The organism is Billgrantia saliphila (genome assembly GCF_002930105.1).
In the GTDB taxonomy this organism is placed as follows: domain Bacteria; phylum Pseudomonadota; class Gammaproteobacteria; order Pseudomonadales; family Halomonadaceae; genus Halomonas; species Halomonas saliphila.
Genome location: NZ_PJRN01000011.1, coordinates 76,030 through 101,434 on the forward strand (window position 1 = coordinate 76,030; position 25,405 = coordinate 101,434).

A 25,405-nucleotide genomic window follows, 5' to 3' on the forward strand; every position below is an offset into this window, starting at 1 on the left:
CGAATGGCACGATACTACCAGCGCCAGGGGGGAGCGTGCAGGTCTGCCAAGGCGCGGTTGACCCCAACGTCTGGGCTAGGTACAAGAGGCGAGCTCTGACTGACTAGGTAAATCCATTCATGGACAAGGAAATCAAGGCCCTGCTCGACAACAACCGTGCCTGGGCCGAGCGCGTGCATCAAGAAGACCCCGACTTTTTCGCCCGGCTATCAAGCCAGCAGAATCCCGATTACCTATGGATCGGTTGCTCGGACAGCCGCGTGCCGGCCAATCAGATCATCTCGCTGCCTCCCGGCGAGGTCTTCGTACATCGCAACGTCGCCAATCTCGTTCACCACAACGATCTCAACGCCCTGTCGGTACTCCAGTACGCCGTCGACGTGCTCGAGGTTCGGCATATCATGGTCGTCGGCCATTACGGCTGTGGCGGCGTGAGGGCGGCGGTTTCCGGCGGCGATAACGGCATGGTCGACCTCTGGCTGCACTCGGTCCGCGAACTCTACAACCAGCACCGCAGCGAACTGGCCGAGCTGCCGGTGGCCGAGCAGGTGGATCGCATGTGCGAGCTGAACGTCAAGGCCCAAGTCAAAAATTTGTGTCACAACAAGACTATCCAGCACGCCTGGCAGCGCGGCCAGCCTTTGGCCATTCATGGCTGGATCTACGGACTAGACAATGGCCGTATTCACGACCTCGATTGCAGCGTCCTGGGGCTCGACCAGGTGGCTACGCTGTACCGCATCGATCGAGTCGAGACGCCGCCCGACAGCGCTTGATGGATAGGCCTCGACGGCTCGTCATCCAAGCGCGTCGCGGCCTACACTGGCTTGAGACCCATTGCTGGAAACCGCCATGACCGATGTGCTTGCCGCCCTTCAGCTCGACCATCTGGACAGACTGGAACGCTGCTACGACGATATCCTGGATGCCCACGGATATGCCGGCCTTTTGATCTACAGCGGACATCCGGCCCGCCACTACGGCGATGACCAGGAAGCCAGTTTCTGTAGTTACGGTCACTTCCAGCACTGGACGGGCCAGGCCGGGTGGCCCCACTGCTGGTTGCTGATTCGTCCCGGCAAACGCCCCGTCTGCCACCTCCATGCTCCCGACGATTTCTGGCACCTGCCCACATCGCTGCCCGATCAGGCCTGGGTCGAACATTGCGAAGTCGTCACGGGGCGCTTCGAGACGCCCCCAAAGCCGGAAGTCGACGGCCCGCTGGCGGTGATCGGCGATGTCAGTCACGAGACCGCTCGAGCACTCAAGGCGAAGCTCAATCCTCCGACGCTTCTCGCTGCACTCGATGAAATTCGAGTATGCAAGAGCGAATATGAGGTCGCTTGCCTGCTCGATGCCAATCGCTTGGCTGCACGCGGCCATCTCGCCGCACGAGATGCCTTCGAGACCGGTGGCGCCGAGCTCGACATTCACCTCGCCTATCTGCAGGCCTCCCGACAGCGGGAAAGCGAGCTTCCCTATGGCAACATTGTTGGGCTCGGGCAGCATGCTGCAGTCTTGCATTACCAGCACTACGACCCCTCCACTCCCGTTTCTCGCCGTAGCCTGTTGGTCGACGCCGGCGCTCGCTATCGTGGCTACTGCGCCGACATCACCCGAACCTGGACGGGACCGGACACTGACCCGCTGTTCGCCACGCTGATCACGGCAATGGAGACGTTGCAGCAGCGCTTGATCGCCGACCTGCGTCCCGGCCTCGACTTCGTCGAGTTGCATGCACGCATGCATCGCGAACTCGCCGATCTGCTGGTAGCGCACGAGGTCGTGACGGGCTCTGCCGAGGCGGCACTGGCCAATGGGGTGACTCGCGCCTTCTGCCCCCATGGGCTGGGGCATCTCCTGGGTGTCCAGGTGCACGACGTCGGCGGACAAGTGAGCGGTGACGGGCATCCCTTGCCACCGCCTCCCGAGCACCCTGCGCTGCGTCTCACGCGTGAACTGGAGGCGGGAATGGTGGTCACCATAGAACCGGGCCTTTACTTTATTCCCCTGCTCCTCGCGCCGCTGCGACAAGAGGCGGCGAGTCACGACGTGAACTGGCCGCTGGTGGAGCGCCTGGCTCCGCACGGTGGTATCCGTATCGAGGACAATATCAGAATCACGGCTCAGGGAGCCGAGAACCTGACGCCCCGCATCGAGTGACGGCGACATGAGCGCAGCACAACATTGGGCCGATTTCGTTCCCCCCCGTGGGTTGGCCAATGCCCACGTCCAGACGCTGCTGCCTCGGGTGTTGTCTCGCCCGCGCCTGTCCCGAAGCGTCGAGGTATTCGAACTCCCCGACGGCGATTTCGTCGAGCTGAACTGGGCACAGCCGGCCCCGGCGGATCCACAGGCCCCACTCTTCGTGCTTTTCCACGGCCTCGAAGGCTCCTTCGCCTCACCCTATGCACGTTGGCTGCTGGCCACCGCCAGCGCGTTGGGGTGGCGCGCCGTGCTGATGCACTTTCGCGGCTGCGGCAGTCGACCCAATCGCCTGCCACGGGCCTACCATAGCGGCGATACCGCCGATGCCTACTGGCTGTTTGCCGAGCTGTCGCGCCGCTATCCGCAAGCGCTCAAGGTGGCGGGAGGCGTTTCGCTGGGAGGCAACATGTTGCTCAAGCTGGTCGCCGAACAGGGAGGGGATGGGCTCGACTTGGCCGGCGCGATCATCGTCAGTGCCCCGCTCGATCTTGCTGCCAGCGCCGACACCCTGCACCGGGGCTTCGCCCGGCTCTACGAACGCCACCTGCTCAGTGCGCTCAAGCGCAAGGTGCGCGCCAGATTGAAGCGCGACGAGCTTCCGCTGACGCTCGACGTTGATGGCCTGATGCGACTCGACAGCCTACGTGCCTACGATGACGCGGTTACCGCTCCCCTGCATGGGTTTCGCGATGCCAGCGACTACTACCGGCGCGCCTCGGCGGGACCTTTGCTCGGCGAGATCGAACTTCCCACCCTGATCGTGCATGCCAACGACGATCCCTTCATGCCTGCGAAGCTCTTCGAAAATCTGCCGCCGCCTTCCGACGCGGTGCGCCTCGAGATTGCCCGGCATGGCGGTCATGTCGGTTTCATGGAGTGGCGAGACGGGGGTCTGCGGCCATGGCTGGCCAGACGCCTGGCGCACGAACTGAGCGCCTGGGCCGCCCCGAACGCCCCCTGGCGCTTGCCGGCGGGACGCCGCCTCAGCCGATCGGGCAGCTGACCCCGGTCCCCTGCAGCCCGCAGTAGCCACCGGGGTTCTTGTGCAGATATTGCTGGTGGTACTCCTCGGCAAGGTAGAACGCCGTGAGCGGCGCAATCTCCGTGGTGATCCTGCCGCGCCCGGCCTGGGCCAGCGAATACTGGTAGGCATCGCGGCTGCGCTTTGCGGCCGTCAGCTGGTCGTCGTTTGTCGTGTAGATCGCCGAGCGATACTGACTGCCGACGTCGTTACCTTGGCGCATGCCCTGGGTGGGATCGTGGGCCTCCCAGAAAACCCGTAGCAGCGTCTGCAGGTCGATCGTGCGCGGATCGAACACGACCTTGACGACCTCGGCATGCCCCGTCCGACCGGAGCAGGTTTCCTCGTAGGTCGGATTGGACGTCACGCCGCCGGCGTAGCCCACCGCCGTCACGTAAACCCCGGGCAGCTGCCAGAAGAGTCGCTCGGCGCCCCAGAAACAGCCCAGCCCCAAGACGATCTCCTCATGGTGCTCAGGGTACGGCGGCTGCATCGAGCGACCGGTGACAGCGTGGATCCCGGACACACGGATAGGCTCGTCGCGCCCCGGCAAGGCATCGGCGGGATCGAGGATCATGGCACTCTCCTTTTCATGGCCCATCTCATGGGTCACCCTCTCATCGATCACTTTCGAGCTGCGGCGGATCGCCCGGCCGGGTGAAAATGTAGACCAGATCGACGGCCTGAGCGGCACCTGAAACGGCCTGCACATAGAAGTCACGCCACAGGGTATAGCGCAGCGTCAGCTCAGCGATCGGAGAGAAGATACCGACACCATAGCTGATGCGCAGATCCTCTGTCAGGTAGCCACTGACCACGACTTGGCTCTCGTCGCCGGATCCGGCTGTTTCCAAGGCCAGGTCGTCGATGCCGAACGCTTGGCCGATCGCTCCCACCGCGCTGCCGGTCCGCCCCAGCGTAAGGCCTACCAGCGCCGACGTCAGGGCGCCGTCGGCATCGCCATCCCTCGGCGCTCTGCCCCGCAGCAGGTAAGAAAGCGCTCGCGCCTCGTCCATCGCCGGCTCCGAGAAAATCGTCAGGGTCGGTTCGGCGGCGAAGCCGGTAACCCGGAGTCCCGCGATCACCCCGTCTTCGGTGACGTCGGGGTTACGAATGGCCTCGAAGTCGAGCAGCGGCTGATCGGGCGCGCCGCTGAACAGCAGCTCTCCTTGACGGATCAGCAGATCCTGGCCGAAGGCGCGGAAACGGCCATCCGTCAGATTGACGTCGCCGAACAGCTGCACCGGCCCATCCTGCTGGCGCACTTCCAACGTTCCGGTGAGTCCGGTCTCGAGCCCTCGGGTGTCGAGCAGCATGTCGGGGCCCAGGTTGAGATTGATGAGCACATCGAGCCGCATGCCCGCCTCGCGCAGGGCCACCGCGGCGACCTCGTCGTTGCCCGCCGCGTCGTCGAGCGCCTCATTGCGCCTGGCGCGCTCCTCGTCGCGCCGGGTGATGACGATCTCGTCTGGGCTCGGGCTTACGGCCGCTGGCGGTGCCTCGCCGAGTTCCAGCCTCGCCCAGGGCACCTGCACGTCGCCACGCACGCTCAGCAGTTCCGGATTGACGCGCACCTGTATATCGGGAGCGACGCGCAGCTGGCCGAATTGCGGCAGGGTAACCAACAGGGGACGGCGCGTGCCATCCAGGTCGAGCGCGATGCGCCATTCGTCGAGCGAAGGCCACTCGGCACTGCCATCGATCACCAGTCGCCCCTCATCGCTGGCGACATACCCCATGATCCGTGCGGAATCACCGTTGAGTTCGACGCGAATGCGACCATCCTCGACGATCAGCGGAACGTCAAGGCCGCTGGCGCGCAACCCGTTCAGCTCGAGCGCCCCATCCAATTGCGGATTATCGCGCGTACCGCCTATCCTGACGCGCCCAGCGACTTCCCCTTCGAGCATATCGAGGCCGGAAGCCAGCGTGCGATAGCGCGACAGATCGAGGCCATCCAGGGTCAAGGTACCGTCCAGCTCACCGCTGCCGGTGGGGTCACTCAGGCCGATATCGAGATCAAGACGACCGGCGTCGGAAAGCTCCAGGCCGAGATTCATCGCCGTGCGATCCTGGCTGGCGTCGATCGTCACGTTCAGACGGGTGTCCGGCATCGACCAGGGCTGGCCGTAGATATCCAGTCCTTCCAAATCCAGTTGGCTGTTCAAGTCCCCCTCGAGACTCCACTGACTCCCTCCCTGTCGCCACTGCAACTGCAGCTCGGCTTCGGTGGTGCCACTGGCCCGCCAGTCCTGGGGCAGCCAGGGATCGAGAATGTCCAGCGGCAGCCCCTGGACCGAAAGTGCCGCTCGTCCCTGTTCGGCGCCTGCCTCGAGGGTGTCGTCGAGACAGACACGCCCGCCCTGTTCGCGGCGCAGACAGAACGGTTGCACCCGGGCATTGCCGCCGGCGAGATCGGCGCGAAAGACGACCGGATCGTCGAGACGCAGCTCGCCATACTCCGTATCCACCTCGAGCGGTGTGATGCGACCGTCGTAGCGCTGCCGATCGTCCGACAACCCACCCTCGAGCACCAGCGAGGCGCGCGACATGGGCATGTCGCGACCGGCCGTGGCCTCCAGTGTGGCCCGATGTGATGATAGCCGCCCCTCGAGGTCGAGCGATGTTTCGCTGAAGCGTTGACCGCCCGCTTCGAGCCCGCTGATATCGAGCGAAATATCCAGCTCGGGGTCGTCGAGTCCCTGGACGTTACCGGTCAACTGCAGCGCCTCGGCGCGATTGTCGGCGAAGGCCAGCTCGCTACCCTGGAGGTCCAGCTCCAGACGCGGCCGCTCGGGGCTTCCTCCCGTACCGAAGCGCCCGATCAGGCTGCCGCTCAACTCGTCGTGCAGATTTCCCAGCTCGAGCAGGCGAATATCGCCGTTCAGATCCATCCGCTGCTCCGAGATCGCACCGCTGGCGGTGACGCGGTTTTCACCCTGGCGGAAATCGAATCGCTCCACTTGCCATTGCATATCGCTGTCGCCCGCCAGGCTCGCCTCGAGCGATAGCGGCAGCTCCTGTAGCTCGCCGTCGATATTCAGCCGCGGCAAGCGCAACTGCCAGCCTTCGTCAGTCTGGATGAAAGACAAGTCCACATTGCCGCTCAGCCGGCCCTCCACGGCATCGGTGAACTGGCTCGGATCGACGTTGTCGAGTCGTGCCGTAGCCTCGACATCCAGTCCATCCTGCCACTCGATCCGGCCACGACTGACAACCGAGGCGTCACCCAGGCTCAGCGATAGCGGTGTCCAGGCGAAGTGCTCGAAATCGCCGCTGCCCGACAGAGCCACGCGCACTAGAGGAATCTCGGGTCCTTCCAGACGCATCGACAACGCCGCCCGGTAGTCCACCAAGCTACCCGCCAGACGCAACTCAAGGTCCTCTACGATGTAGGGCTCGCTCGGCATGGCGTCCGGTGACTCGGGCAGCTCGCTGGTGAGGCGGGTGGGCAATGGCCATTGAAGCAACTCACTGCTCACCGAGGCGTTGAATGGCAGCGTCGGGTCCAGGACATCCGCCTGGGCGGTCAGCGTGGCATCGACAGGGCCTCGTGCATTCAACTCGGCATGCAGCTCGCCCAGGCTGCCGTCGAGTTGCAGATCGAGTCGCTGCCCCGCGAGCTCAGGCATGAGCTCAGGCAACCAGAGTGCGGCCGTTAGCCGTGCCTCCAGCGGGTAATCGTCACGCAGCTCGACTCGGGCCGTGAGGCTCGCATCGGCATCCAGGCTGGCAACGTCGAGCGAGTCGATCTCCACTACCTGCCCGCTCGCCTCGAGAGCCAGCGTCACGGTGCGCAGCGAATACTCGAAGGGACCACTGATCTCGATGCCCTCGAGGCGTATCTCTGGCGCCGAAACGGAAATCGGAAGAGAGATTTCCGGCAGAGCCAAGCGCTCACGCTCCTCCAACGGCACCTCCGGCACGTCGGGATCGCTTCCCTGGGTCACGGTGGCGGTGGCAGCAAGGGCCTCCTCGCTCAGCACGGAGCCATTAGCGCTCTGCTCCAGAGCCAGCCCGGCGGGACCGGTTGGCAGTTCCACCATCAGCTCGATGAGACGCGTCGGCAGCAGGGTCAGCTCGTCCTCCTCGGCTTCGAGCCCGCTATCGAGCCGCTCCCAGGCGATCCTCGTCCCATCCGCCAAGCGCACGTCGACATCGCTCAATTCGATTTGCGGCGCATCGATCGCCATGGGGAAGCGGAAGGAAGGCGTCGAAGCCGGCGACGGTGCACTCTCTTCAGCTGCTTCCGCGCTAAGAACGGTGGTGGGCGCCGGGCTCTCGTCGGTAGTGGCGGCGGGCAGAACCACCCGCAGCCCCTCGGCACGCGTCGCCCCCAGACGAAGCTGGGAGCGTTCGGCCTCGGCAGCCGAGCGGAGGGTGTCGAGCGCGATGTGCGTGCCGTCGGCCAAGCGCATCTCGACGTCGTCGAGAGCGAGTTCCCGTACCTCTACCGGAAATGGCAGCTGAATCGAGCGAGTGCCGCCGGTGTCTTCATCTGTGGGCTCGTCAGCGGCAGCTTCACCGGCAGCCAGGCGCACCTGCCCTCCTTCCAGCGCCAAGCGATCGAGACATAACCGGCCGCGCAATAGGCAATCCTCGGCCCAGGCGAGCTCGAGGCGATCGGCAACCACCTCGGTGGCGCCGGCCTCGAGACGAAAGCCATGCAGCACGAGGCGATCCAGCGGTGCGCCTTCGACGCGTTCCAGCTCGTAGAAGCCGCGCTTGGCCCCTTCCTCGAGCAGCAGCCCAGCCCCCCAGGGCGACAGCGCCAGGCCGAGCACTAGCACAACGACGCCGAGAGCCAGCAGGAAAAGTACGATGACCAACCGCAGCAGTGACCAGAACAGCCGGCGAGCCCTCAAAACTCCGGACCGATGGCGAAGTGAAGACGCCACGAATTCTCCTCGTCGTCGAAGGGATGAGCGATGTCGAAGCGTACCGGGCCGACGGGAGACACCCAGCGCACGCCCAGGCCGGCGCCGGTGTTCAGCGATTCCGGCCACCAGTCGTCGAAGGCGTCGCCGCTGTCAATGAAGGCGGCTCCCCACCAGTCACCGGTTACGCGACGCTGCAGCTCGACGCTGCCGGCCAGAAGCTGCTGGCCGCCACGCAGCCGACCTTCCTCATTACGGGGAGCCAGGGTTTCGTAGCCATAGCCGCGCACCGAACGATCCCCGCCGGCGAAGAATCGCAGCGAAGGGGGAATCTTTGAGAAATCGCTGGTTTCGATGGCGCCCAGGTCCAGACGCGTTACGAATCGGAGGTCGTCTCCGAACATGCGAATCCACTGGGTGTCGCCGGTCATGCGCAAAAATTCGGCGTCGGAACCCCAGACGTCGCTGGAGTACTCGAAAGCGATGCGCTGCCGATCGCCCCAAGTGGGAAAGCGTGGGTTGCGAGTGCGCGTGCGCGACCAACTGACCCCGGGATAGTAGATGAAGACCTGCTCGGCTTCGCCCCCCTGAGTGAAATCCTCGTAAGTGGCTCGCACGAACAGCGTCTGTACCCAGAGATTGTCGAATTCCCAGCGCCGGGCGAATTCAACCGTCGCCTCGTTGGTACGCGTATCCTCGTTGTCCTGATGGCGAAGCCCGTACTGGAGCCGGTACTGATCTCGCAGCGGATCGTCGAGTGGCATCAGGTAGGTGCCGGTCAAACGCTGATCCGGCTGCGAGATGAAGAAATCATGCTCCAGACTGTGCCCGTAGCGGTTGACCCAAGGCTGGTTCCAGCCGAAATGGAGTCGCGGCCCAACGTCGGTGGCGTAGCCGATGCCGGTCTCGAACTGATGGCGATCGGCGGGTGTCACCGAGACATCCACGGGCATCACGGGGCGCTCGGCGACATGCAAGTTAGTGGCGGCGGACAAGGCTTCTGCGGAAAGGCGCGGCCGTTCGGCCTGTCGCGCTCGCTCGGCCATATCGCGGGGCAGCGAGGCCTCTCCCTGGGTACCGACTTCGTTCCACCAGCCCAGGGTGGGCGGCGAGAGTGCCAGCTCGCGCCGGGAATCCAGGCGCGGGCGCACGCTCACCGAGCTGAACCAGTTCGTCTGGCCCAGCCGCTGGGCATAGAGCGCCACCTGGCCGGCGAGATAGGGTTCGCCCGGCTCGAACGGAGCCAGCCGGTGCAAGCGATCCCTGACGATATGGCTGCCACGGATCGTCACGTCGCCGAAGTCGTAGCGACGACCGCTATCCAGCGCCAGGTAGAGGCGCGCGCTCTCGTCGAAGGGTCGGACCTCCATGCGCCGATCGGTGAAGGACCAATCGAAGTAGCCGCGCTCCAGCGCAAGACTGGCCAGGCGCCCGCGCAGCCGATCCCAGGGGGCGTGCACCAGGGGGTCTCCCTCCTCCAACGGGAAGGCGTCTATCGCCTCCTCGAAGGGAGCGTCACGGGCGGCATCGCCCTGCAGGCGAATGTCCACCCGCTCGACTACGACCTGGGGGCCCGAATCGATCGCCAGCTCGACATGGCGAGGCGGATCTCGCTCATCCAGTTGCGGCCGCACTCGCGGCTCGTAATAGCCGTAGACGCGCATGGCCTCCCGGGTACGACGCACCACCTCGCCCTCCAGGCGACGACGATCGTACTGAGCGGCGTCCAGGTCACTCAAGTAGTAGCGAACGTTGTCCGCTACATCGCCTTCCAGTCCCTCGATACGCGCCTCGAGGGCCATCGCGGCGTGTGCCATGCCGAAGCACAGGCAGAAAACCGCTACTCGTGAAACCATGCGCCTTCCCTTGCGTCGACTTCGCTACTCGACTCCATGTCTGACGTATCTCATGCTCGGTCCGCTACTGCAAGGCCTCGAGTCCGGCACTCAGCGTCAGTTGCTCCTGGCGCAGTTCCCGCAGCTCCGCCTCCATGGTCGACAGCCTCGCCTGAAGCTGGCCGACGACCTGCTCGCCCGCCTGCCGTCCAGCCAGTTCTTCCATCTCGCTGGACATACCCTCGAGGCTCTCCGACAGGTCCTGCAGGCGAGTTCCCAGCTCGTCATGTCGCGTCTGCATACGCTCATCCAGCGCTGCCAGACGCTCCTCGAACCCGGCCTCCGCTTCCTGTATCGCCTCGGCCAACTCCTCCTGGCGCTGTTGCAACGCTTCGAGCTGGCTAGTCTGGCGCTGATTGACGGCATCCAGGGCAGCGATCCGCTCCGCCAGCGCCTCGCGCCCCTCCACGCCCGCCCGTTCCAGCGAGTCCAGGGAAGTCCTCACGGCACTGATCAACGCATCACGGGTGTCAGCCTCCTCGATCAAAGTATCGAGCCTTGCCACGGAATCGTCGAGGCGTTCGTCGATAGCCTCGAAGCGCGAGGCCTCTCGCTCCACGACCTGCCGCACCTCGACCTCCTGACTCGCCAGCCGGGCGACCATGGATTCGGCGTGATCCTCAACGGAAGAGAGCCGCGATTCGATGTTCTCCAAGCGGTCTCCGCGCCCCTCCTCGGCATCGAAGCGTGCATGTACATTCGACATTTCCGACGATATCTGCTGCATCTGGGCCTCGAGCCGCATCCGCTCCTGCCAACCGAGCCAGACCACGACGATCAGCGCCGCCAGCAGCAGCAGGACCGCGAACTTCAGAGGCCACAGCCGAGGGCTCGGAGAAGCGTGACGGCGCGACCGAGTCAGGCTGGAATCGGGATCGGGCACGATGGGACGTCGCTCGGAAGGACGCGCTTCGGGCATGGCAAACTCCTTATCGGCAGGTGCTGCAGGCGCCCACGCATTGTAAGCGTATCAGGCACCTGCCGCATTCCACGACCTCAACGCGTCGAGCGCGGATCGGCGCGGCGGCCAATGCCGCGATAGACGAGGCCCCAGCCGGCCACATGGAAAGGATCGTAGATGTTGCGCCCGTCCAGCAGCAGGCGCTCACGCAGCAGTTCGGCCAGGCGCGGCCAGTCGGGATTCCAGTAGTGCTTCCACTCCGTCACCAGCATCAGCGCATCGGCCCCTTCACAAGCGGCATAGGGATCGCTGTCGAACAGGGTGAGCAAGGGATGCTCGCCGACCTCTTCCCGCAGTGCCGGGGTGGCGGCCGGGTCGTGCAGCTGTACGTGCACGCCTTGCGCCCACAAAGCCCTGAGCAGGGTCAGCACCGGCGCATGATCGATGCGGGCGGAGCCTGGCTTGAACGCCGCCCCCCAGATGGCCAGAGTGCGACCTTCGAGCTGGCCATGGAAGTGAGTCCACAGTTTGCGGAACAATGTCTCCTTCTTCTGCTCGTTGATGTCGAGCACCTGCTCGAGGAGCGCCGAGTGTCGTCCGCTAGCCTCCTGCACGTCGGCCAGGCGCATCAGGTCGCGCGAGAAATGAGGGCCGCCGAAGCCGCAGCCAGGGTAGAGATATTCGTAGCCGATGCGCGAATCGGCTCCCATCCCCTGGCGCACGTACTCGACATCGACGCCGAGGCTGTCGGCAAGCCCTGCAATCTCGTTCATGTAGCTGATCCGCGTGGCGAGCATGCCAATGGTGGCAAGCTTGGTCAGCTCGGCCGCTCGCCGGGGCATCAGTTGCATGACGTCGCGACGTCGATTGAAGGCTCGCAGCAGCTCACGCACCTGCGCTTCGGCGCCCTCATCGTCGCAGCCGAGAAGCCAGCGTCCCGACCGGGTGAAGCTGGCCCATGCCCGCCCCTCCTCGATCATGTCGACGAGGGCCACCGCCCGGCGTTCGCCATCCTTCAGGCGCGCCTCCAGGCGCTCGGTCTCGCCGACAGGGAAGGTCGAGTTGTTGACCAATGTCAGCGGGCCATCCTGACGCTCGGCGACACGTGCGGCCAGTTCGCCCGCCTCTTCACGCTGTTCGGGCGAAAGGGCCAGCCAGAGAATATCTACTCGCTGCGGTGCGACATCCTCACCGTTGGCCACGACCAGAGTGCCCTGCTCCAGGCCTTCTTCCAGTCGGGCCAGAAGGTCCGGCTCGCGGCGCAGCCAGTCGGCCGCTCGCAGAGCCGGCCAGCGCATCGTTTCGTGAGGCACCCAATGCACGTGGTGGCCCACCCAGGAGAGCGCCGCAGCGGCTGTGGCCGCTGCGAGCTCGCTACCGTGTAGCTCGATTCGCATGGCACTCACTCCGCTTGGCTATAGCGAGCGAGGAGTTCGCGGAAACCCTCGCCGAAGCGCGGATGGCGACGGGCATAGGCAAGCGTGGCCTCGAGATAGCCGAGCTGATGCCCGCAGTCGTAGGTCTTGCCGCGCATGCGCCAGGCATCGACACCGACATCGCTGCGCAGCGTCTCGATCGCGTCGGTCAGTTGGATCTCGTTACCGGCGCCCGGCGGTGTCTCGGCCAGCAGGGCGAAGATGCTGCCCGGCAGCACGTAGCGCCCGATCACGGCCAGATTGGACGGCGCCTCCTCGCGCGACGGCTTCTCGACCACGCCGGCCAGGGGGCACGACTTGCCGGCAGCCGGCGGTTCACCTTCCGGCTTGACGATACCGTACTTGTGCACCTGCTCCCACGGCACTTCCTCTACCATCAACTGCGAGCGCCCGCTGGCTTCGTAGGCATCGAGCATGCCCGCCAGGTCGTTGCGCGACTGCCCTTCATCGTCGACCAGCACGTCGGGCAGCAGCACGGCGAAGGGCTCGTCGTCGCCGATCACGGGGCGCGCGCAAAGCACGGCGTGTCCGAGGCCCAGCGGCTCATGCTGGCGCACGCTGATGATGTTGACGTCCTCGGGAATGATCGCGTGCAATTCGTCCAACAGGTCCTGCTTGTTCTTCGCCTCGAGGGTGGCCTCGAGCTCGTAATGCGTGTCGAAGTGGTTCTCGATGGCGCTCTTGCTGGCATGGGTCACCAGCACGATGTCGCGTATGCCGGCCGCCACCGCTTCGTTGACCACATATTGGATCACGGGGCGGTCGACGATGGTGATCATCTCCTTGGGAATCGCCTTGGATGCCGGCAGGCAGCGGGTTCCGAAACCGGCTACAGGCAGAACGGCCTTGCGAATCATGGTGCCTTCCTTGTCAATGGATGGATGACTCTGCCCGGACCCGTCACCGTTTCCATCATGGGAAAGCCCGGGCAGCTACGGGTAGAATAGAGCATGATACCGAAGGTAAAGAATGTTGCCAGGGCGACAGACCAATTGACACGGAGAGACCACATGAGCGCAAGCCTCCATCCCAACGTCGACCAGGGCGAGATCGCCAAGTTCGAGGCGCTCGCCAGTCGCTGGTGGGATCCGCACAGCGAGTTCAAGCCGCTGCACGAGATCAACCCGCTGCGCCTGGATTTCATCGACGCGCGTTGTGGCCTGGCGGGACGCAAGGTGCTCGACGTCGGCTGTGGGGGCGGCATCCTGGCCGAGGCCATGGCCCATCGTGGAGCGCACGTGACGGGCATCGACATGGGCGAGGCACCGCTCGGCGTGGCCCGCCTGCATGCGCTGGAGAGCGGCGTGGAAGTCGAGTATCGCCAGGCCAGCGCCGAAGTACTGGCCGTGGAGCAGCCCGGCCACTACGACGTAGTGACCTGCCTGGAAATGCTGGAACACGTACCCGATCCCGGTTCGGTCATCAGCGCCTGCGCCACCCTGGTCAAGCCCGGCGGGCACCTGTTCTTTTCGACGATCAATCGCAACCCCAAGGCCTATGCCCTGGCCATCGTCGGCGCCGAGTACCTGCTCCAGCTGCTGCCTCGCGGCACGCACGAGTATCGCAAGTTTATCCGCCCCTCGGAGCTGGCGGGGTGGTGTCGGGAACATGGTCTTGAGGTGCGCGAGCAGAGCGGCCTCACCTACAACCCGCTGACGCGACGGTACCGCCTCGCACCCCGCGACGTCTCGGTCAACTACCTGATGCATTGCCGACGGGAGACGGCATGACGAATGCCCCACGTGCCCTGCTGTTCGACCTCGACGGCACACTAGTCGATACCGCCCCGGATCTGGCGCGGGCCACCAATGCGCTGCGAACCCATCATGGCCTCGAACCGCTGCCCTATTCGGCGATCCGCGCCCAGGTGTCGAATGGCGGCAGTGCCCTGGTGACCCTGGCACTCGGTCTGGAAAAGCTCCATCCGGAGCATGACGCGGCGCGCCGGTTCCTGCTGGACGCCTACGGCGAAGCCGTGGCCGTGGAGAGCTGTCTATTCCCTCACCTGGAACGACTGTTGGCAGACTGCGAGACACGCCGTCGACCCTGGGGAATCGTCACCAACAAGCCGCGCGCCTATGCCGCACCGCTGATCGATGCGCTGGGACTACGCCCCGGCGCCCTGCTCTGCGCCGACGATCTCCCGGTCAGGAAACCTTCTCCCGAGCCGCTGCTGGCGGCGGCACGGCAACTGGATGTACCCCCCGACGCCTGCTGGTATATCGGCGACCACGTGCGCGACATGCAGGCGGCGCGCGCCGCCTGCATGACCGCCGTGGCCGTCGGCTATGGCTATATCGAAGAGGGCGACGACTATCACAGCTGGCCGGCCGATCTCTGGTTCGAGACCTGCGACTCACTGGTGGCAGCGCTGCTCGAAACGGCTTGACCCGCAAATGCGCATGGGCGCAAAGCCATTCATCACTTGGATGGCTGGGCGTCGAAGCGCTCGCCGTTGTGCCCGCGACTATCGGGGCCCATCAGCCATAAGTAGGTGGGCATGATCTCTTCCGGCGTACGCAGGGTATCGGCGTCTTCCCCCGGATAGGCGGTGGCACGCATCTTCGTGCGCGTGGCGCCGGGATTGAGCGTGTTCACGCGAATCGTACCCAGGTGCTCGAGCTCATCGGCAAGTACCTCCATGAAGCCCTCGGTGGCAAACTTCGAGACAGCATAGGCTCCCCAGTAGGCACGCCCGCGGCGCCCCACGCTGGACGAGGTGAAGACCACCGAAGCATCTGCGGATGCCCTCAGCAGCGGCAGCAGCGCCTGGGTCATCCAGATCGGCCCGTTGATATTGACCTGCATGACCTGAGCCCAGAGTTCCGGATTGTACTGCTCGAACGGAGTGATGCGCCCTAGCAATCCGGCATTATGCAGGATACCGTCGAGTCGGCCGAACTCCTTGTCGAGGGTCTCGGCCATGTCATGGTAATCCTTGAGCGTAGCCCCCTCGAAATTGAGCGGAAAGATGGCCGGCTGGGGGCCGCCAGTCGCCTCGATTTCGTCGTAGACGCGCTCCAGCTTGTCGATAGTACGACCCAGCAGGACCACCGTGGCGCCATGACCGGCGAAGGTCAGGGCAGCGGCGCGACCGATGCCGTCGCCCGCACCCGTCACCAGGATCACACGGTCGCGCAGCAGGTTGGCAGGCGCCGCATAGTCGATCTTGCAACTCATCTTGGCTCCTTGAACGAGGCCGGCCTAGAGGGATTGGCGCAGGAAGTCATTGGCAAGCCCGGCGGCACTGCTATCCGGGTAGTCGTCACGGACACGTTCCAGCAGTTCCCGGCTTTCGTCGATATTGCCCTGGCGCGCCTTGATCAGACCAAGCTTGTAGAGCGCATCGGGCAGCTTGCTGCTCTGGGCGTGGTTGTCGATGACTTGGCGGAATGCCGCTTCCGCCTGTTCCAGGTTACCCTCGGCAGAATGCAGCTCGCCCAGCCAATAGTAGCCGTTGGCGGTCAGGCTGGTGTCGGGGTACTGCGCGACGAAACCCTCGAAGGCAGCGATCGCCTCGGCGAATTCGCGGGCCTGGACTTTGGCGAATGCCGCCTGATAGGCCTCCTGCGCTTCAGCGCTGTTACCGCTGGGCGACGGGGATTGCGCCACCTGCCGCGCCGACTCCTCATCCACTTCCGGGCGCGACTCGATGCCGGCGCTACCGGCCATTAAACGCTCGTCCAGATCGAGATATTGCTGTCGGGTCTGGTTGCGTAGCTGTTCGATCTGGTGGCGCAGTTCTTCGATCTGGCCCCGCAGACGCTGGATCTCCTGCTCGTTCTCCTGCACCTGGTTGAACAGCACCAGACTGCCACCCGCCTCCTCGCGCACCTCAGCCTGTTCGAGAAAGCCGCGCGATTGAGCCGTCCGGTCTTCTACGATGGGGCGCTGCTGGGCTTCGACTAGGCTTATCACGGACAGCGGGAGCACCAAGGCTCCCGCGCCGCACAGCCTTTTCAGACTGTGTCTCATGCATCACTCCATCGGCGCATGTTCGCGCCGTCCGATTCAGTAGGCAAAGACGACGCGACGGTTCTGGGCGTGCGAGTCATCGCTGCTGCCCCGCGCCGCCGGGCGCTCCTCGCCGTAGCTGACGATTTCGAGCTGCGACGGAGAGACACCCTGCACTTCGAGGAATCGCTGCACCGACTTGGCACGACGCTCGCCAAGCGCCAGGTTGTACTCGCGGGTACCGCGCTCGTCGGTATGGCCCTGCAGCACGACGCGGGCGCTCGGATTGGAACGCAGGTAGCGCGAGTGCGCGACCAGCACCGATTCGAATTCGGGCCGAATGTTGTCGCGGTCGTAATCGAAGTAGATCGTGCGAACTTCGGGGATACGGCCGTCGGCCTGCTGGCCGGCGCGATCACCACTGACGCCGGAGCCACTGACCTGTCCACTGCCAGCGGCACCGCTACCGGCGGCACCGCCGGTACCCGTGCCATCCATGGATCCATCACGACTACCACCGGTGCTGGAGCAGCCGGCAACGAGGGCCAGAGACAGGGCGATCGCCAGGGTCCTGGCATGCGACTTGAATTGCATCGTCAACTCCTCAAAGGATACGAATGACACACTACGTTCAGTTCAGAAACGGTGACCACGCGGGCTCGCGTACGTCACCCTGCGCCGATGGCAGCCTGTAGGACGCTCGTCCATCAGCCGACACGGCCCCCAACACCCCGCTGTTACCTTGCTGGGTGGCGAAGATTACCATGGTCCCATTGGGCGCAACACTAGGTGACTCATCCAGACGAGAGTCACTCAGCACGACCAACCGATCGGAATCCAGATCCTGTCGGGCGACCTGGAAGCCATTGTTACCGCGATGGATCATGAAGATCGACTCGCCGTCCGGCGAGAAGCGTCCGCGGGCATTGTAATTGCCCGTAAACGTCAAGCGCTCCGCCTCCCCACTGCCGAAGCTATAGCGGTAGAGCTGGGGGCCTCCGCTACGATCGGAGGTGAAGAGCAGGCTGCGTCCATCCGGCGCCCAGGAGGGTTCGGTATCGATGCTCGAGCTGTTGGTGATGCGCTCGAGGTTGCGCGATGCCACATCCATCACGTAAATGTCGGGCTGACCGTCCTTGGACAGTGTCATGGCCAGACGACGACCGTCGGGCGACCAGGCCGGTGCACCGTTGAGCCCTTCGAAGTTGGTCAGCTGCGCACGTTGTCCACTGGCCACCTCCTGTACGTAGATGGCAGGCCGGCCGGATTCGAATGACACATAGGCCAGCTTGCGTCCATCCGGCGACCAGGCCGGCGACAGGATCGGCTCGCGCGAATTCAGGATCTGCTGGCTATTGTGACCGTCCGCATCGGCCACGTAGAGGGTAAACTGCCGGTCATTCTCGGCGCCTTGGGCCGTGACATAGGCAATGCGCGTGGAGAAGGCACCACGAATGCCCGTGACCGCTTCGAAGATCTGGTCACTGATGTAGTGCGCTGCACCGCGCATCTCGCTGCCACCGGCGGTGACGTTCTCGCCCAGCATGCGGCTCTGGCCACTGACATCCAGCAGCTCATAGCGGATGCGATAGCCATTTCCTTCGCGGCTGACCCGACCGACTACCATGTAGCGGACATCCAGAGCGCTCCACTGGCCGTAGCGCACCTCATCGCCGCTGCTGGGCCGGTCGTACATCGCTTCGCGCTCGAGCGGATCGAAGAATCCGCTGCGCTCCAGGTCGTCGCTGACGATCTGCGCCACATCCTCGGACAGGCTTTCACCATCGGCGGCGAAGGGCACGATGGCGATAGGCGTGGCGCGGTCGCTGCCTCGCGTGATCTCGATGGTGAGGTCGGCCTGGGCCAGCGTGCTGAACATCAGCAGCATGGCACTCAGCCAGATGGTCATCAGAGCTTTCATCAGCGTACATCTCCTGGTGTGAATCGCAGATTGAACTGGCGGAAGTCACGTTGCGCCATCGCGGGTAGCTGGCGCAGCTCGCTGAACGGTGCGGCGGCTTCCACTGCCTGTACGGCGGAGCGATCGAAACTGCCGTCTCCGCTACTCTGGGTAATGGTAGCGCCAAACAACTCGCCCGAGGGACCCAGCTGCACCTGGACGGTGGCGGCCATGTCATTGCCCGCTCCCGGCGGAATGACCCACGCCTGCTCCACCGCTCGGCGCACCAGGTTGATGAAGCTGTTGGCAGCCTCCTGCGCCTGTCGTGCGTTGGCCACAGCATCCGACTCGCCTTCGATGGCGCGATCGAGGCCCTGACTGGCAGCCTCCGCGGCACGCCTGGCTTCCTCCTCACGGCGGCGCTGTTCCTCGGCCTCCCGCTGGCGGCGGGCCTCTTCCTCCTCACGGCGGCGCTGCTCCTCGGCCTCCTGCTGGCGGCGGGCCTCTTCCTCCTCACGGCGGCGCTGTTCCTCGGCCTCCTGCTGACGGCGAGCCTCTTCCTCTTCGCGGCGGCGCTGCTCCTCGGCCTCCTGCTGACGGCGGGCCTCTTCCTCCTCGCGGCGGCGCTGCTCCTCGGCCTCCTGCTGGCGGCGGGCCTCTTCCTCCTCGCGGCGGCGCTGCTCCTCGGCCTCCTGCTGGCGACGGGCCTCCTCCTCGGCACGCCGCTGCTCCTCCAATTGGCGCTGGCGCTCGGCCTCTGCCGCCGCCTCCTGTTGCCGCTGCCTCTCGGCTTCCTGCTCCTGGCGCAGCTGAGCCTGACGCTCGGCCTCCTCGGCACGCCGCTGGGCTTCCTCCTCGGCGGCTTCCCGGGCCTCCCGAAGCCGGCGAGCCTCTTCTTCGCGCGCCGCGCGCTCCTGCTCCTCCACGGCCTCGCGTTCGGCCTGCTCGCGGGCCTGGGACTCTTCTTCAGCCTGTCGTGCCCGCTCTTCCTCCTGCTCTCGGGCTTCCTCTTCCTGCTGCTGCTGGGCTTGTTCCTCGGCCTGGCGCTCGGCGGCACGTGAGCGCGCCTCCTCGGCACGCTGCGCCTGGTCGGTGGCCGTTTCGGTACTGACGAGCGTGGCCTGAACGATGGATGAGGTCTCCGGATCGTCCGGCTGTCGCTGCGGCAGGGAAATAACGCTGAGCACCAGAATCAGCACATGCAGGCCGATGGCGAGCAGCGTCGGCAGGCCGTAACCGACGGCTCCTCGCCGTCGCCTGCCCACGCCCCGTTGCTGTCGAGCCATCACGTCTCCTCGTCTCTCAGTCACGCGGCGGTGGCTCGGAAATCAGCCCGACATTGCCCACCCCAGCCACTTGCAGGGTGCTCATCAGGGAAACGATCTCGCCATAGGGCACGAAACGATCCCCACGCACCATGACCGGGGTCCCGGGCTGGCGCTCCAGCAGAATGATCACGCGATCGGCAAGTTCATCGAGATCCACCGTCATCTCCTCGCCGCCGATCGACAGGAAATACTCGCCTTCGCGATCCACCGACACGATGATCGGCTCGCGATCCTCCTGCGCGTCGATCGGCTCGGAGGTGACCTGGGGAAGCTCGACCTGTACGCCCTGGGTCAGCATGGGCGCGGTGATCATGAAGATCACCAGGAGCACCAGCATGACATCGATGAAGGGAACGACGTTGATCTCCCCCATCGGCTTGCGACGGCTGCCGCGATTGAACGGTCCATGCATCATGCGATCCCCTCAGGCGCCGACGGCTTCGCCACGACCCTGCAGATTGCGATGCAGGATGGAATGGAACTCCTCGGCGAAGTCTTCGTACTTGCCCAGCAATCTTCCCGATTCAGACGATAGACGGTTGTAGAAGATGACCGCGGGGATGGCGGCAAATAGGCCCATTGCCGTGGCGATCAATGCCTCGGCGATCCAGGGCGCCACCGTCGCAAGAGTCGCCTGCTGGGCCATGGAGAGCGACTGGAACGAGCCCATGATGCCCCACACGGTACCGAACAGGCCGATGTAGGGGCTGGCCGATGCCACGGTGGCGAGGAACACCAGATGAAGTGTCAGGCGATCCTCCTCTCGCGACCACGCCACCCGCATGCTGCGCTGAACGCCGTCGAGAATGGCATCGGGACTCTTGGTCTTGGGCACCAGACGGTTGAATTCACGAAAGCCAGCGCGAAAAACATGTTCGGCCCCCTGGGTCTCCTGCTCGGAGGGGGTTTCACGATACAGCTCGTTGAGGTCTACCCCCGACCAGAAGCGCTCCTCGAAGTGCTGGTGGGCCCGACGTGCGCGGCGCAGCACGAAGGTACGCTGGAAGATCACGACCCAGGAGAGGATCGAGCCAATCACCAGGATCAACATGACCAGCTGCACCATGGTACTGGCGCTCATGATCAGGTGGGGTATGGACATGGAGTCGTTCACGGGCATCCTCGTTGATCTTCGGTTAACCGTTGAGGGCCGCGGCGAGCGCCTGCGGCCATGCTGTGGGTCTAAGGCGAGCGGCATCCAGACAGGCGATGTCGATCTGGGCCTCGCACAAGGGTTCCCCGCCACGCCACACTGCCTGAGCGAAGCTCATCCGGCAGCGTCCGTGCGATGCGACGACAGCGCTGACGCTCAGTTCGTCGTCGAGGCGGGCGGGCTTGGCATAGCGACACTCCAGGCGATGCACCACCAGTTGAATGCCGGCGTCGAGCAGCTCGCGCTGAGTCAAGCCATGATGGCGCAGCCATTCACTACGTGCCCGCTCCATATACTTGAAATAATTGACGTAGTAGACGATGCCACCCGCATCGGTATCCTCGATGTAGACACGTACCGGCAGCCGAAACTCACTCACGGACGCACCTCGCCGCTAGCGTCCAGGGCCTGATCGTGCGGCGCGAGGCCGAAATGCTGCCAGGCTTGGCGGGTCACCACTCGTCCGCGTGCGGTGCGCATCATCAATCCCTGCTGGATCAGGTAGGGTTCGATGACGTCCTCGATGGTGTCGCGCTCCTCGCCGATCGCTGCCGCCAGCGAATCGATCCCGACCGGGCCACCGTCGAATTTCTCGATCATGGCCAGCAGCAGGCGCCGATCCATGTGATCGAGACCGTGGTGGTCCACATGCAACATGTTGAGCGCCTGGTCGGCAATGGGCGCATCGACGCGTCCATCGGCACGCACCTGGGCGAAATCGCGCACTCGACGCAGCAGCCGATTGGCAATGCGCGGCGTGCCGCGCGAGCGTCGCGCCACCTCGTGGGCGCCACCGCGATCGACTTCGACGCCGAGCAGGCGTGCCGAGCGCGCAACGATCTCGGTGAGCTCATCAATGGCGTAGAACTCGAGGCGCTGTACGATGCCGAAACGATCGCGCAACGGCGATGTCAGCAGGCCTGCGCGCGTGGTGGCCCCCACCAGTGTGAAGCGCGGCAGATCGAGCTTGATCGAGCGTGCCGCCGGCCCCTCGCCGATGACGATATCGAGCTGGAAATCCTCCATCGCGGGATAGAGGATTTCCTCCACTACCGGCGACAACCGATGGATCTCGTCGATGAACAGCACGTCGCCCGGCTGCAGATTGGTCAGCATGGCCGCCAGGTCGCCGGCACGCTCCAACACCGGGCCGGAAGTGGACTTGAGGCCCACACCCATCTCGGCGGCGATGATATTGGCCAGGGTGGTCTTGCCCAGCCCCGGCGGACCGAACACCAGCGTATGGTCGAGACTCTCGTCGCGACCCCGCGCGGCGGTGATGAAGATATCGAGCTGCTCACGCACGCGGGGCTGCCCGATGTACTCGGCCAGGCGCTTGGGGCGGATCGCGTGGTCGACACGATTCTCGCCCTCGCGTTCGTCGGCGGCGATCAAGCGGTCATTGTGCATCATATCGAACACTCGCGGTCACGCTGGCGGCCCCTGTGGCGCCGTCCGGCTGCGCAGCGCATTCCGGCGGCTGTGTTAGAGACAATACTCCTTTCATCCGGCCAGGCGCTTGGTCAGCGCCGCCTTGATCATGGCTTCGGTGGATAGCCCCTCGTCGAGCCCGGAAAGCATCTTGGCGGCCTCGGCGGGCTTGTACCCCAGACTGACCAGGGCGGCTTCGGCATCGGCCAGCGGGTCCTGGCGCAGCGCATCGCCCTGGCCCGACGCGACATCGGCGATAGCGACCCCCTCCGTGGCATGTTCCCAGTGAGGAAAACGGTCGCGCATCTCGACGATCAAGCGCTCGGCGGTCTTCTTGCCCACACCAGGCAGGCGCGTCAGGGATTTGACGTCGTCTTCCATCACACAGCGAATGAAGGCCGTCTCGTCCATCCCCGAAAGTATCGCCAAGGCCAGCTTGGGCCCGATGCCGTTGACCCGAATCAGCGCGCGAAACAGCGCTCGCTCCTGCTCGCGGGCGAAGCCGTACAGCAGGTGGGCGTCTTCACGCACAGTGAGATGCGTATAAAGGAAGACGGGCTCGCCCACGCCAGGCAGCGCCACCAGCGTGGTCATCGAGGCTTCGAGTTCGTAGCCGACACCGGCCACGTCCACCACCAGCCAGGGGGGTTGCTTGTCGAGAAGGGTGCCACGCAGGCGTCCGATCATGGAGCTTCACTTTCCCGATCTGAAGGTCGTTCAAGGCCTAAGGCCTTCCTGGCGCCACTATACTGGTCGCTCAAGCGGCTGACCAGCCCGCCGTCAAACGCTGTTCGAGAATAGTTTATCGCGTCTCCGGTTGGCTACGCTCATGGCTGATAATCGCGCCAGGAACCCCCACGCCGGCGCGTTCGGTGGCCGCCGAAGCTGCCGCGCTGGACCAGACCGATGCGAGCGTGGGCATGGGTCAGAGCGATGGCCAGCGCATCGGCGGCATCCGCTTGGGGCACGCCGTCGAGCCCCAGGATGGAAACGATCATGTGCTGGACCTGGATCTTGGTCGCCCCGCCGCTGCCGGTCACGGCCTGCTTGATCTGCCGCGGCCCATACTCATGGACGGGCAGGCCATGATTGGCGGCGCAGACGATCGCCGCGCCGCGTGCCTGGCCGAGCTTGAGCGCAGAATCGGGGTTCTTCGCCATGAAGACCTGCTCGATGGCCATCTCACCCGGACCATGCAGGGAGACCAGCTCGGCGATACCGGCATAGATGCGCGCCAGGCGCTGGGGAAGCGCGACGTCCTGAAGCCGAATGCAACCGCTGGCCACGTAGCGCGGCGCGGGAGTGCTGACGTCGAGCACTCCGTACCCCGTGGTGCGCGACCCCGGATCGATGCCGAGAATCAGCATGCGCGCCGGTCAATCCAGGTGTTCGATGACATCGTTGCTGAACTCCGTATTGGTAAGAACATCGCCCAGAAACCACGAGCGGAGCGAGGGTTCGCCGATGCGACACCGGCGCCAGAAGGCGCCGGTGTCGGGGCTGAAGGATTGGTCGCTCGGTTACTCGCCGCCTTCCGGCTTCGGCTTCTGACGCAGTCGGATATGCAGGTCCTTGAGCTGCTCTGCGCCCACCTCGCCGGGAGCGTCGGTCATCAGACAGGCGGCGCTCTGGGTCTTGGGGAAGGCGATCACTTCACGGATGGTGCGCGCTCCGGCCATCAGCATCACCAGGCGATCGAGGCCGAAGGCCAGTCCGCCATGGGGCGGCGCACCGTACTGCAACGCGTCGAGCAGGAAGCCGAACTTTTCGCGGGCCTCCTCTTCACCGATCCCGAGGATCTCGAACACGGTGCTCTGCATCTGCTGGTCGTGGATACGGATTGAACCGCCGCCCAACTCGGTACCATTGAGCACCATGTCGTAGGCGCGCGACAGCGCCTCGGCCGGGTTGGCCTTGAGCGCCTCGGGGCTGCACGACGGCGACGTGAACGGGTGGTGCAGCGGGCTCAGGCGACCGTTGTCGTCGGCCTCGAACATGGGGAAGTCGACCACCCACAGGGGCGCCCAGTCGCGGGTGTAGAGATTGAGGTCCTCGCCCAGTTTGACGCGCAGCGCACCGAGCGCCTCGTTGACGACACGCGCCTTGTCGGCGCCGAAGAAGACGATGTCGCCATCTTCCGCACCGACGCGGTCGAGCAGTTCCTCAATCACGTTCTCCATGAACTTGACGATCGGCGACTGCAGGCCCTCAAGGCCCTTGTCGCGATCGTTGACCTTGATCCAGGCAAGGCCCTTTGCGCCGTAGATGCCGACGAACTTGGTGTAGTCGTCGATCACCTTGCGCGACATGCTGGCACCGCCAGGCACCTTCAGCGCCGCCACGCGGCCGTCGGCGGCATTCGCCGGGCCGGAAAAGACCTGGAAATCGACCTGCTGCATCAGGTCGTCGACATCCACCAGCATCAACGGGATGCGCAGATCAGGCTTGTCGGAGCCGTAGCGATCCATGGCCTCGGACCAGGTCATGCGCGGAAATGGCGGCAGCTCGACGTCGAGCACGTCCTGGAACAGCTCGCGAATCATGGACTCGGTGACACCCATGATGTCCTCCTCCTCGACGAAGGAGGCCTCGATGTCGATCTGGGTGAATTCCGGCTGGCGGTCGGCGCGCAAATCCTCGTCGCGGAAGCACTTGGCAATCTGGTAGTAGCGATCGAAGCCGGCCACCATCAGCAGTTGCTTGAACAGCTGCGGCGACTGCGGCAGGGCAAAGAAGCTGCCCGGATGGGTGCGGCTGGGCACCAGGTAGTCGCGAGCACCCTCGGGCGTGGCGCGGGTCAGAATCGGCGTCTCGATGTCGAGGAAGCCCTGCCCCTCGAGGAAGGCGCGTACGTGGTGCGAGATACGCGAGCGCAGGCGCAGCTTCTCGATCATCTCGGGACGGCGCAGGTCGATGTAGCGATGCTTGAGACGCACCTCCTCGCCGACCTTGCCATGTTCGTCGAGCTGGAACGGCGGTGTGGCCGCCGTGTTGAGCACTTCGACTTCCTTGGCCAGCACCTCGATCATGCCGGTGGGCATCTTGGGGTTCTGGGTGCCTTCAGGGCGCAGCCGTACGCGGCCGGAGATACGCAGCACGAACTCGCTGCGCGCACGGTCGGCATTGGCGAAGGCCTCGGCGGTGTCGGGGTCGACCACGACTTGGGCGATGCCATCGCGATCGCGCATGTCGAGGAAGATCACGCCCCCATGGTCACGACGGCGATGTACCCAGCCGCACAGGGTGACCGTCTGGTCCACCAGGGTTTCGTTGAGCTGGCCGCAATAATGGCTGCGCATGT

At 64.8% G+C, this 25,405-nt stretch carries 23 protein-coding genes; 5 read left to right on the plus strand and 18 right to left on the minus strand.

Annotated elements, in window-relative coordinates:
• Positions 1 to 119: 119 nt before the first annotated feature.
• From can to CYJ07_RS13380, 3 genes are all read left to right on the plus strand, one after another.
• Positions 120 to 776 carry a carbonate dehydratase gene (gene can / locus CYJ07_RS13370; RefSeq protein ID WP_104204207.1) on the plus strand — a complete coding sequence of 219 codons (657 nt, stop codon included), beginning with the start codon at positions 120 to 122 and terminating at the stop codon, positions 774 to 776.
• Positions 777 to 852: 76 nt separating this feature from the next.
• Positions 853 to 2,163 (plus strand): Xaa-Pro dipeptidase, encoded by a 1,311-nt coding sequence (gene pepQ, locus CYJ07_RS13375; protein WP_104204208.1) that lies wholly within the window; start codon positions 853 to 855, stop codon positions 2,161 to 2,163.
• 7 nt (positions 2,164 to 2,170) lie between these two features.
• Positions 2,171 to 3,211, plus strand: coding sequence for a hydrolase (locus CYJ07_RS13380; protein ID WP_104204209.1), 1,041 nt, complete (start codon positions 2,171 to 2,173; stop codon positions 3,209 to 3,211).
• On the opposite strand, the gene msrA is transcribed toward CYJ07_RS13380, so the two are convergent.
• The 6 genes from msrA to galU all read right to left on the minus strand — a co-directional run bounded on the left by msrA (position 3,192) and on the right by galU (position 13,195).
• A complete protein-coding gene (msrA, locus tag CYJ07_RS13385) occupies positions 3,192 to 3,806 on the minus strand; it encodes a peptide-methionine (S)-S-oxide reductase MsrA (protein ID WP_104204210.1) in 615 nt (204 codons plus the stop codon). The genes CYJ07_RS13380 and msrA overlap by 20 nt on opposite strands.
• 40 nt (positions 3,807 to 3,846) lie before the next feature.
• Positions 3,847 to 8,127: an autotransporter assembly complex protein TamB gene (gene tamB, locus CYJ07_RS13390; RefSeq protein ID WP_231489635.1), complete on the minus strand. Its 4,281-nt coding sequence runs from the start codon at positions 8,125 to 8,127 to the stop codon at positions 3,847 to 3,849.
• Entirely contained in the window at positions 8,091 to 9,962 is a 1,872-nt protein-coding gene (gene tamA, locus CYJ07_RS13395) for an autotransporter assembly complex protein TamA (RefSeq protein WP_104204211.1), read from the minus strand. The genes tamB and tamA overlap by 37 nt, the downstream gene beginning before the upstream one ends.
• A 64-nt stretch (positions 9,963 to 10,026) precedes the next feature.
• Complete coding sequence (locus CYJ07_RS13400) at positions 10,027 to 10,920, minus strand: coiled-coil domain-containing protein (protein ID WP_104204212.1); 894 nt, start codon at positions 10,918 to 10,920, stop codon at positions 10,027 to 10,029.
• A 77-nt stretch (positions 10,921 to 10,997) separates the two neighbouring features.
• Entirely contained in the window at positions 10,998 to 12,299 is a 1,302-nt protein-coding gene (locus CYJ07_RS13405) for a UDP binding domain-containing protein (protein WP_104204213.1), read from the minus strand.
• Positions 12,300 to 12,304: 5 nt separating this feature from the next.
• Positions 12,305 to 13,195, minus strand: a complete 891-nt coding sequence (gene galU / locus CYJ07_RS13410) for a UTP--glucose-1-phosphate uridylyltransferase GalU (protein WP_104204214.1) — start codon at positions 13,193 to 13,195, stop codon at positions 12,305 to 12,307.
• A gap of 153 nt (positions 13,196 to 13,348) precedes the next feature.
• Between galU and ubiG the strand changes: the two genes are divergently transcribed.
• Both ubiG and CYJ07_RS13420 read left to right on the plus strand, forming a co-directional pair.
• Entirely contained in the window at positions 13,349 to 14,068 is a 720-nt protein-coding gene (ubiG, locus tag CYJ07_RS13415; protein ID WP_104204215.1) for a bifunctional 2-polyprenyl-6-hydroxyphenol methylase/3-demethylubiquinol 3-O-methyltransferase UbiG, read from the plus strand.
• The gene (locus CYJ07_RS13420; RefSeq protein WP_104204216.1) at positions 14,065 to 14,727 is read left to right on the plus strand and encodes an HAD-IA family hydrolase; all 663 of its coding nucleotides are present in this window, start codon (positions 14,065 to 14,067) and stop codon (positions 14,725 to 14,727) included. Before ubiG ends, CYJ07_RS13420 begins: the two co-directional genes overlap by 4 nt.
• Before the next feature lie 32 nt (positions 14,728 to 14,759).
• Here the strand turns inward: CYJ07_RS13420 and CYJ07_RS13425 are convergent, their stop codons facing one another.
• The 12 genes from CYJ07_RS13425 to aspS all read right to left on the minus strand — a co-directional run bounded on the left by CYJ07_RS13425 (position 14,760) and on the right by aspS (position 25,403).
• Entirely contained in the window at positions 14,760 to 15,518 is a 759-nt protein-coding gene (locus CYJ07_RS13425) for a YciK family oxidoreductase (protein WP_104204217.1), read from the minus strand.
• 24 nt (positions 15,519 to 15,542) lie between these two features.
• Positions 15,543 to 16,313, minus strand: coding sequence for a tol-pal system protein YbgF (ybgF, locus tag CYJ07_RS13430; RefSeq protein ID WP_104204218.1), 771 nt, complete (start codon positions 16,311 to 16,313; stop codon positions 15,543 to 15,545).
• A 36-nt stretch (positions 16,314 to 16,349) separates the two neighbouring features.
• Positions 16,350 to 16,886 (minus strand): peptidoglycan-associated lipoprotein Pal, encoded by a 537-nt coding sequence (gene pal, locus CYJ07_RS13435; RefSeq protein ID WP_104204219.1) that lies wholly within the window; start codon positions 16,884 to 16,886, stop codon positions 16,350 to 16,352.
• Between the two features lie 37 nt (positions 16,887 to 16,923).
• Positions 16,924 to 18,213 (minus strand): Tol-Pal system beta propeller repeat protein TolB, encoded by a 1,290-nt coding sequence (gene tolB / locus CYJ07_RS13440; protein WP_104204220.1) that lies wholly within the window; start codon positions 18,211 to 18,213, stop codon positions 16,924 to 16,926.
• The gene (gene tolA, locus CYJ07_RS13445; RefSeq protein WP_104204221.1) at positions 18,213 to 19,478 is read right to left on the minus strand and encodes a cell envelope integrity protein TolA; all 1,266 of its coding nucleotides are present in this window, start codon (positions 19,476 to 19,478) and stop codon (positions 18,213 to 18,215) included. The genes tolB and tolA overlap by 1 nt, the downstream gene beginning before the upstream one ends.
• A 16-nt stretch (positions 19,479 to 19,494) precedes the next feature.
• Positions 19,495 to 19,932 (minus strand): protein TolR, encoded by a 438-nt coding sequence (gene tolR, locus CYJ07_RS13450; RefSeq protein WP_104204222.1) that lies wholly within the window; start codon positions 19,930 to 19,932, stop codon positions 19,495 to 19,497.
• 12 nt (positions 19,933 to 19,944) lie between these two features.
• The gene (gene tolQ, locus CYJ07_RS13455; RefSeq protein ID WP_422666965.1) at positions 19,945 to 20,640 is read right to left on the minus strand and encodes a protein TolQ; all 696 of its coding nucleotides are present in this window, start codon (positions 20,638 to 20,640) and stop codon (positions 19,945 to 19,947) included.
• A gap of 16 nt (positions 20,641 to 20,656) precedes the next feature.
• Complete coding sequence (gene ybgC, locus CYJ07_RS13460; protein ID WP_197038367.1) at positions 20,657 to 21,052, minus strand: tol-pal system-associated acyl-CoA thioesterase; 396 nt, start codon at positions 21,050 to 21,052, stop codon at positions 20,657 to 20,659.
• Entirely contained in the window at positions 21,049 to 22,086 is a 1,038-nt protein-coding gene (ruvB, locus tag CYJ07_RS13465) for a Holliday junction branch migration DNA helicase RuvB (RefSeq protein ID WP_104204223.1), read from the minus strand. The genes ybgC and ruvB overlap by 4 nt, the downstream gene beginning before the upstream one ends.
• Before the next feature lie 90 nt (positions 22,087 to 22,176).
• Positions 22,177 to 22,791, minus strand: a complete 615-nt coding sequence (gene ruvA, locus CYJ07_RS13470) for a Holliday junction branch migration protein RuvA (protein ID WP_104204224.1) — start codon at positions 22,789 to 22,791, stop codon at positions 22,177 to 22,179.
• Positions 22,792 to 22,931: 140 nt separating this feature from the next.
• The gene (ruvC, locus tag CYJ07_RS13475) at positions 22,932 to 23,471 is read right to left on the minus strand and encodes a crossover junction endodeoxyribonuclease RuvC (protein WP_104204225.1); all 540 of its coding nucleotides are present in this window, start codon (positions 23,469 to 23,471) and stop codon (positions 22,932 to 22,934) included.
• A gap of 153 nt (positions 23,472 to 23,624) precedes the next feature.
• Positions 23,625 to 25,403 (minus strand): aspartate--tRNA ligase, encoded by a 1,779-nt coding sequence (gene aspS, locus CYJ07_RS13480; RefSeq protein ID WP_104204226.1) that lies wholly within the window; start codon positions 25,401 to 25,403, stop codon positions 23,625 to 23,627.
• Positions 25,404 to 25,405 lie beyond the last annotated feature (2 nt).

Coding starts and splice junctions, on each gene's coding strand:
- can (WP_104204207.1), top strand. CDS start 120: ATGGACAAGGAAATCAAGGCCCTGCTCGACAACAACCGTGCCTGGGCC.
- pepQ (WP_104204208.1), top strand. CDS start 853: ATGACCGATGTGCTTGCCGCCCTTCAGCTCGACCATCTGGACAGACTG.
- CYJ07_RS13380 (WP_104204209.1), top strand. CDS start 2,171: ATGAGCGCAGCACAACATTGGGCCGATTTCGTTCCCCCCCGTGGGTTG.
- msrA (WP_104204210.1), bottom strand. CDS start 3,806: ATGATCCTCGATCCCGCCGATGCCTTGCCGGGGCGCGACGAGCCTATC.
- tamA (WP_104204211.1), bottom strand. CDS start 9,962: ATGGTTTCACGAGTAGCGGTTTTCTGCCTGTGCTTCGGCATGGCACAC.
- CYJ07_RS13400 (WP_104204212.1), bottom strand. CDS start 10,920: ATGCCCGAAGCGCGTCCTTCCGAGCGACGTCCCATCGTGCCCGATCCC.
- CYJ07_RS13405 (WP_104204213.1), bottom strand. CDS start 12,299: ATGCGAATCGAGCTACACGGTAGCGAGCTCGCAGCGGCCACAGCCGCT.
- galU (WP_104204214.1), bottom strand. CDS start 13,195: ATGATTCGCAAGGCCGTTCTGCCTGTAGCCGGTTTCGGAACCCGCTGC.
- ubiG (WP_104204215.1), top strand. CDS start 13,349: ATGAGCGCAAGCCTCCATCCCAACGTCGACCAGGGCGAGATCGCCAAG.
- CYJ07_RS13420 (WP_104204216.1), top strand. CDS start 14,065: ATGACGAATGCCCCACGTGCCCTGCTGTTCGACCTCGACGGCACACTA.
- CYJ07_RS13425 (WP_104204217.1), bottom strand. CDS start 15,518: ATGAGTTGCAAGATCGACTATGCGGCGCCTGCCAACCTGCTGCGCGAC.
- ybgF (WP_104204218.1), bottom strand. CDS start 16,313: ATGAGACACAGTCTGAAAAGGCTGTGCGGCGCGGGAGCCTTGGTGCTC.
- pal (WP_104204219.1), bottom strand. CDS start 16,886: ATGCAATTCAAGTCGCATGCCAGGACCCTGGCGATCGCCCTGTCTCTG.
- tolB (WP_104204220.1), bottom strand. CDS start 18,213: ATGAAAGCTCTGATGACCATCTGGCTGAGTGCCATGCTGCTGATGTTC.
- tolA (WP_104204221.1), bottom strand. CDS start 19,478: ATGGCTCGACAGCAACGGGGCGTGGGCAGGCGACGGCGAGGAGCCGTC.
- tolR (WP_104204222.1), bottom strand. CDS start 19,932: ATGCATGGACCGTTCAATCGCGGCAGCCGTCGCAAGCCGATGGGGGAG.
- tolQ (WP_422666965.1), bottom strand. CDS start 20,640: ATGCCCGTGAACGACTCCATGTCCATACCCCACCTGATCATGAGCGCC.
- ruvB (WP_104204223.1), bottom strand. CDS start 22,086: ATGATGCACAATGACCGCTTGATCGCCGCCGACGAACGCGAGGGCGAG.
- ruvA (WP_104204224.1), bottom strand. CDS start 22,791: ATGATCGGACGCCTGCGTGGCACCCTTCTCGACAAGCAACCCCCCTGG.
- ruvC (WP_104204225.1), bottom strand. CDS start 23,471: ATGCTGATTCTCGGCATCGATCCGGGGTCGCGCACCACGGGGTACGGA.
- aspS (WP_104204226.1), bottom strand. CDS start 25,403: ATGCGCAGCCATTATTGCGGCCAGCTCAACGAAACCCTGGTGGACCAG.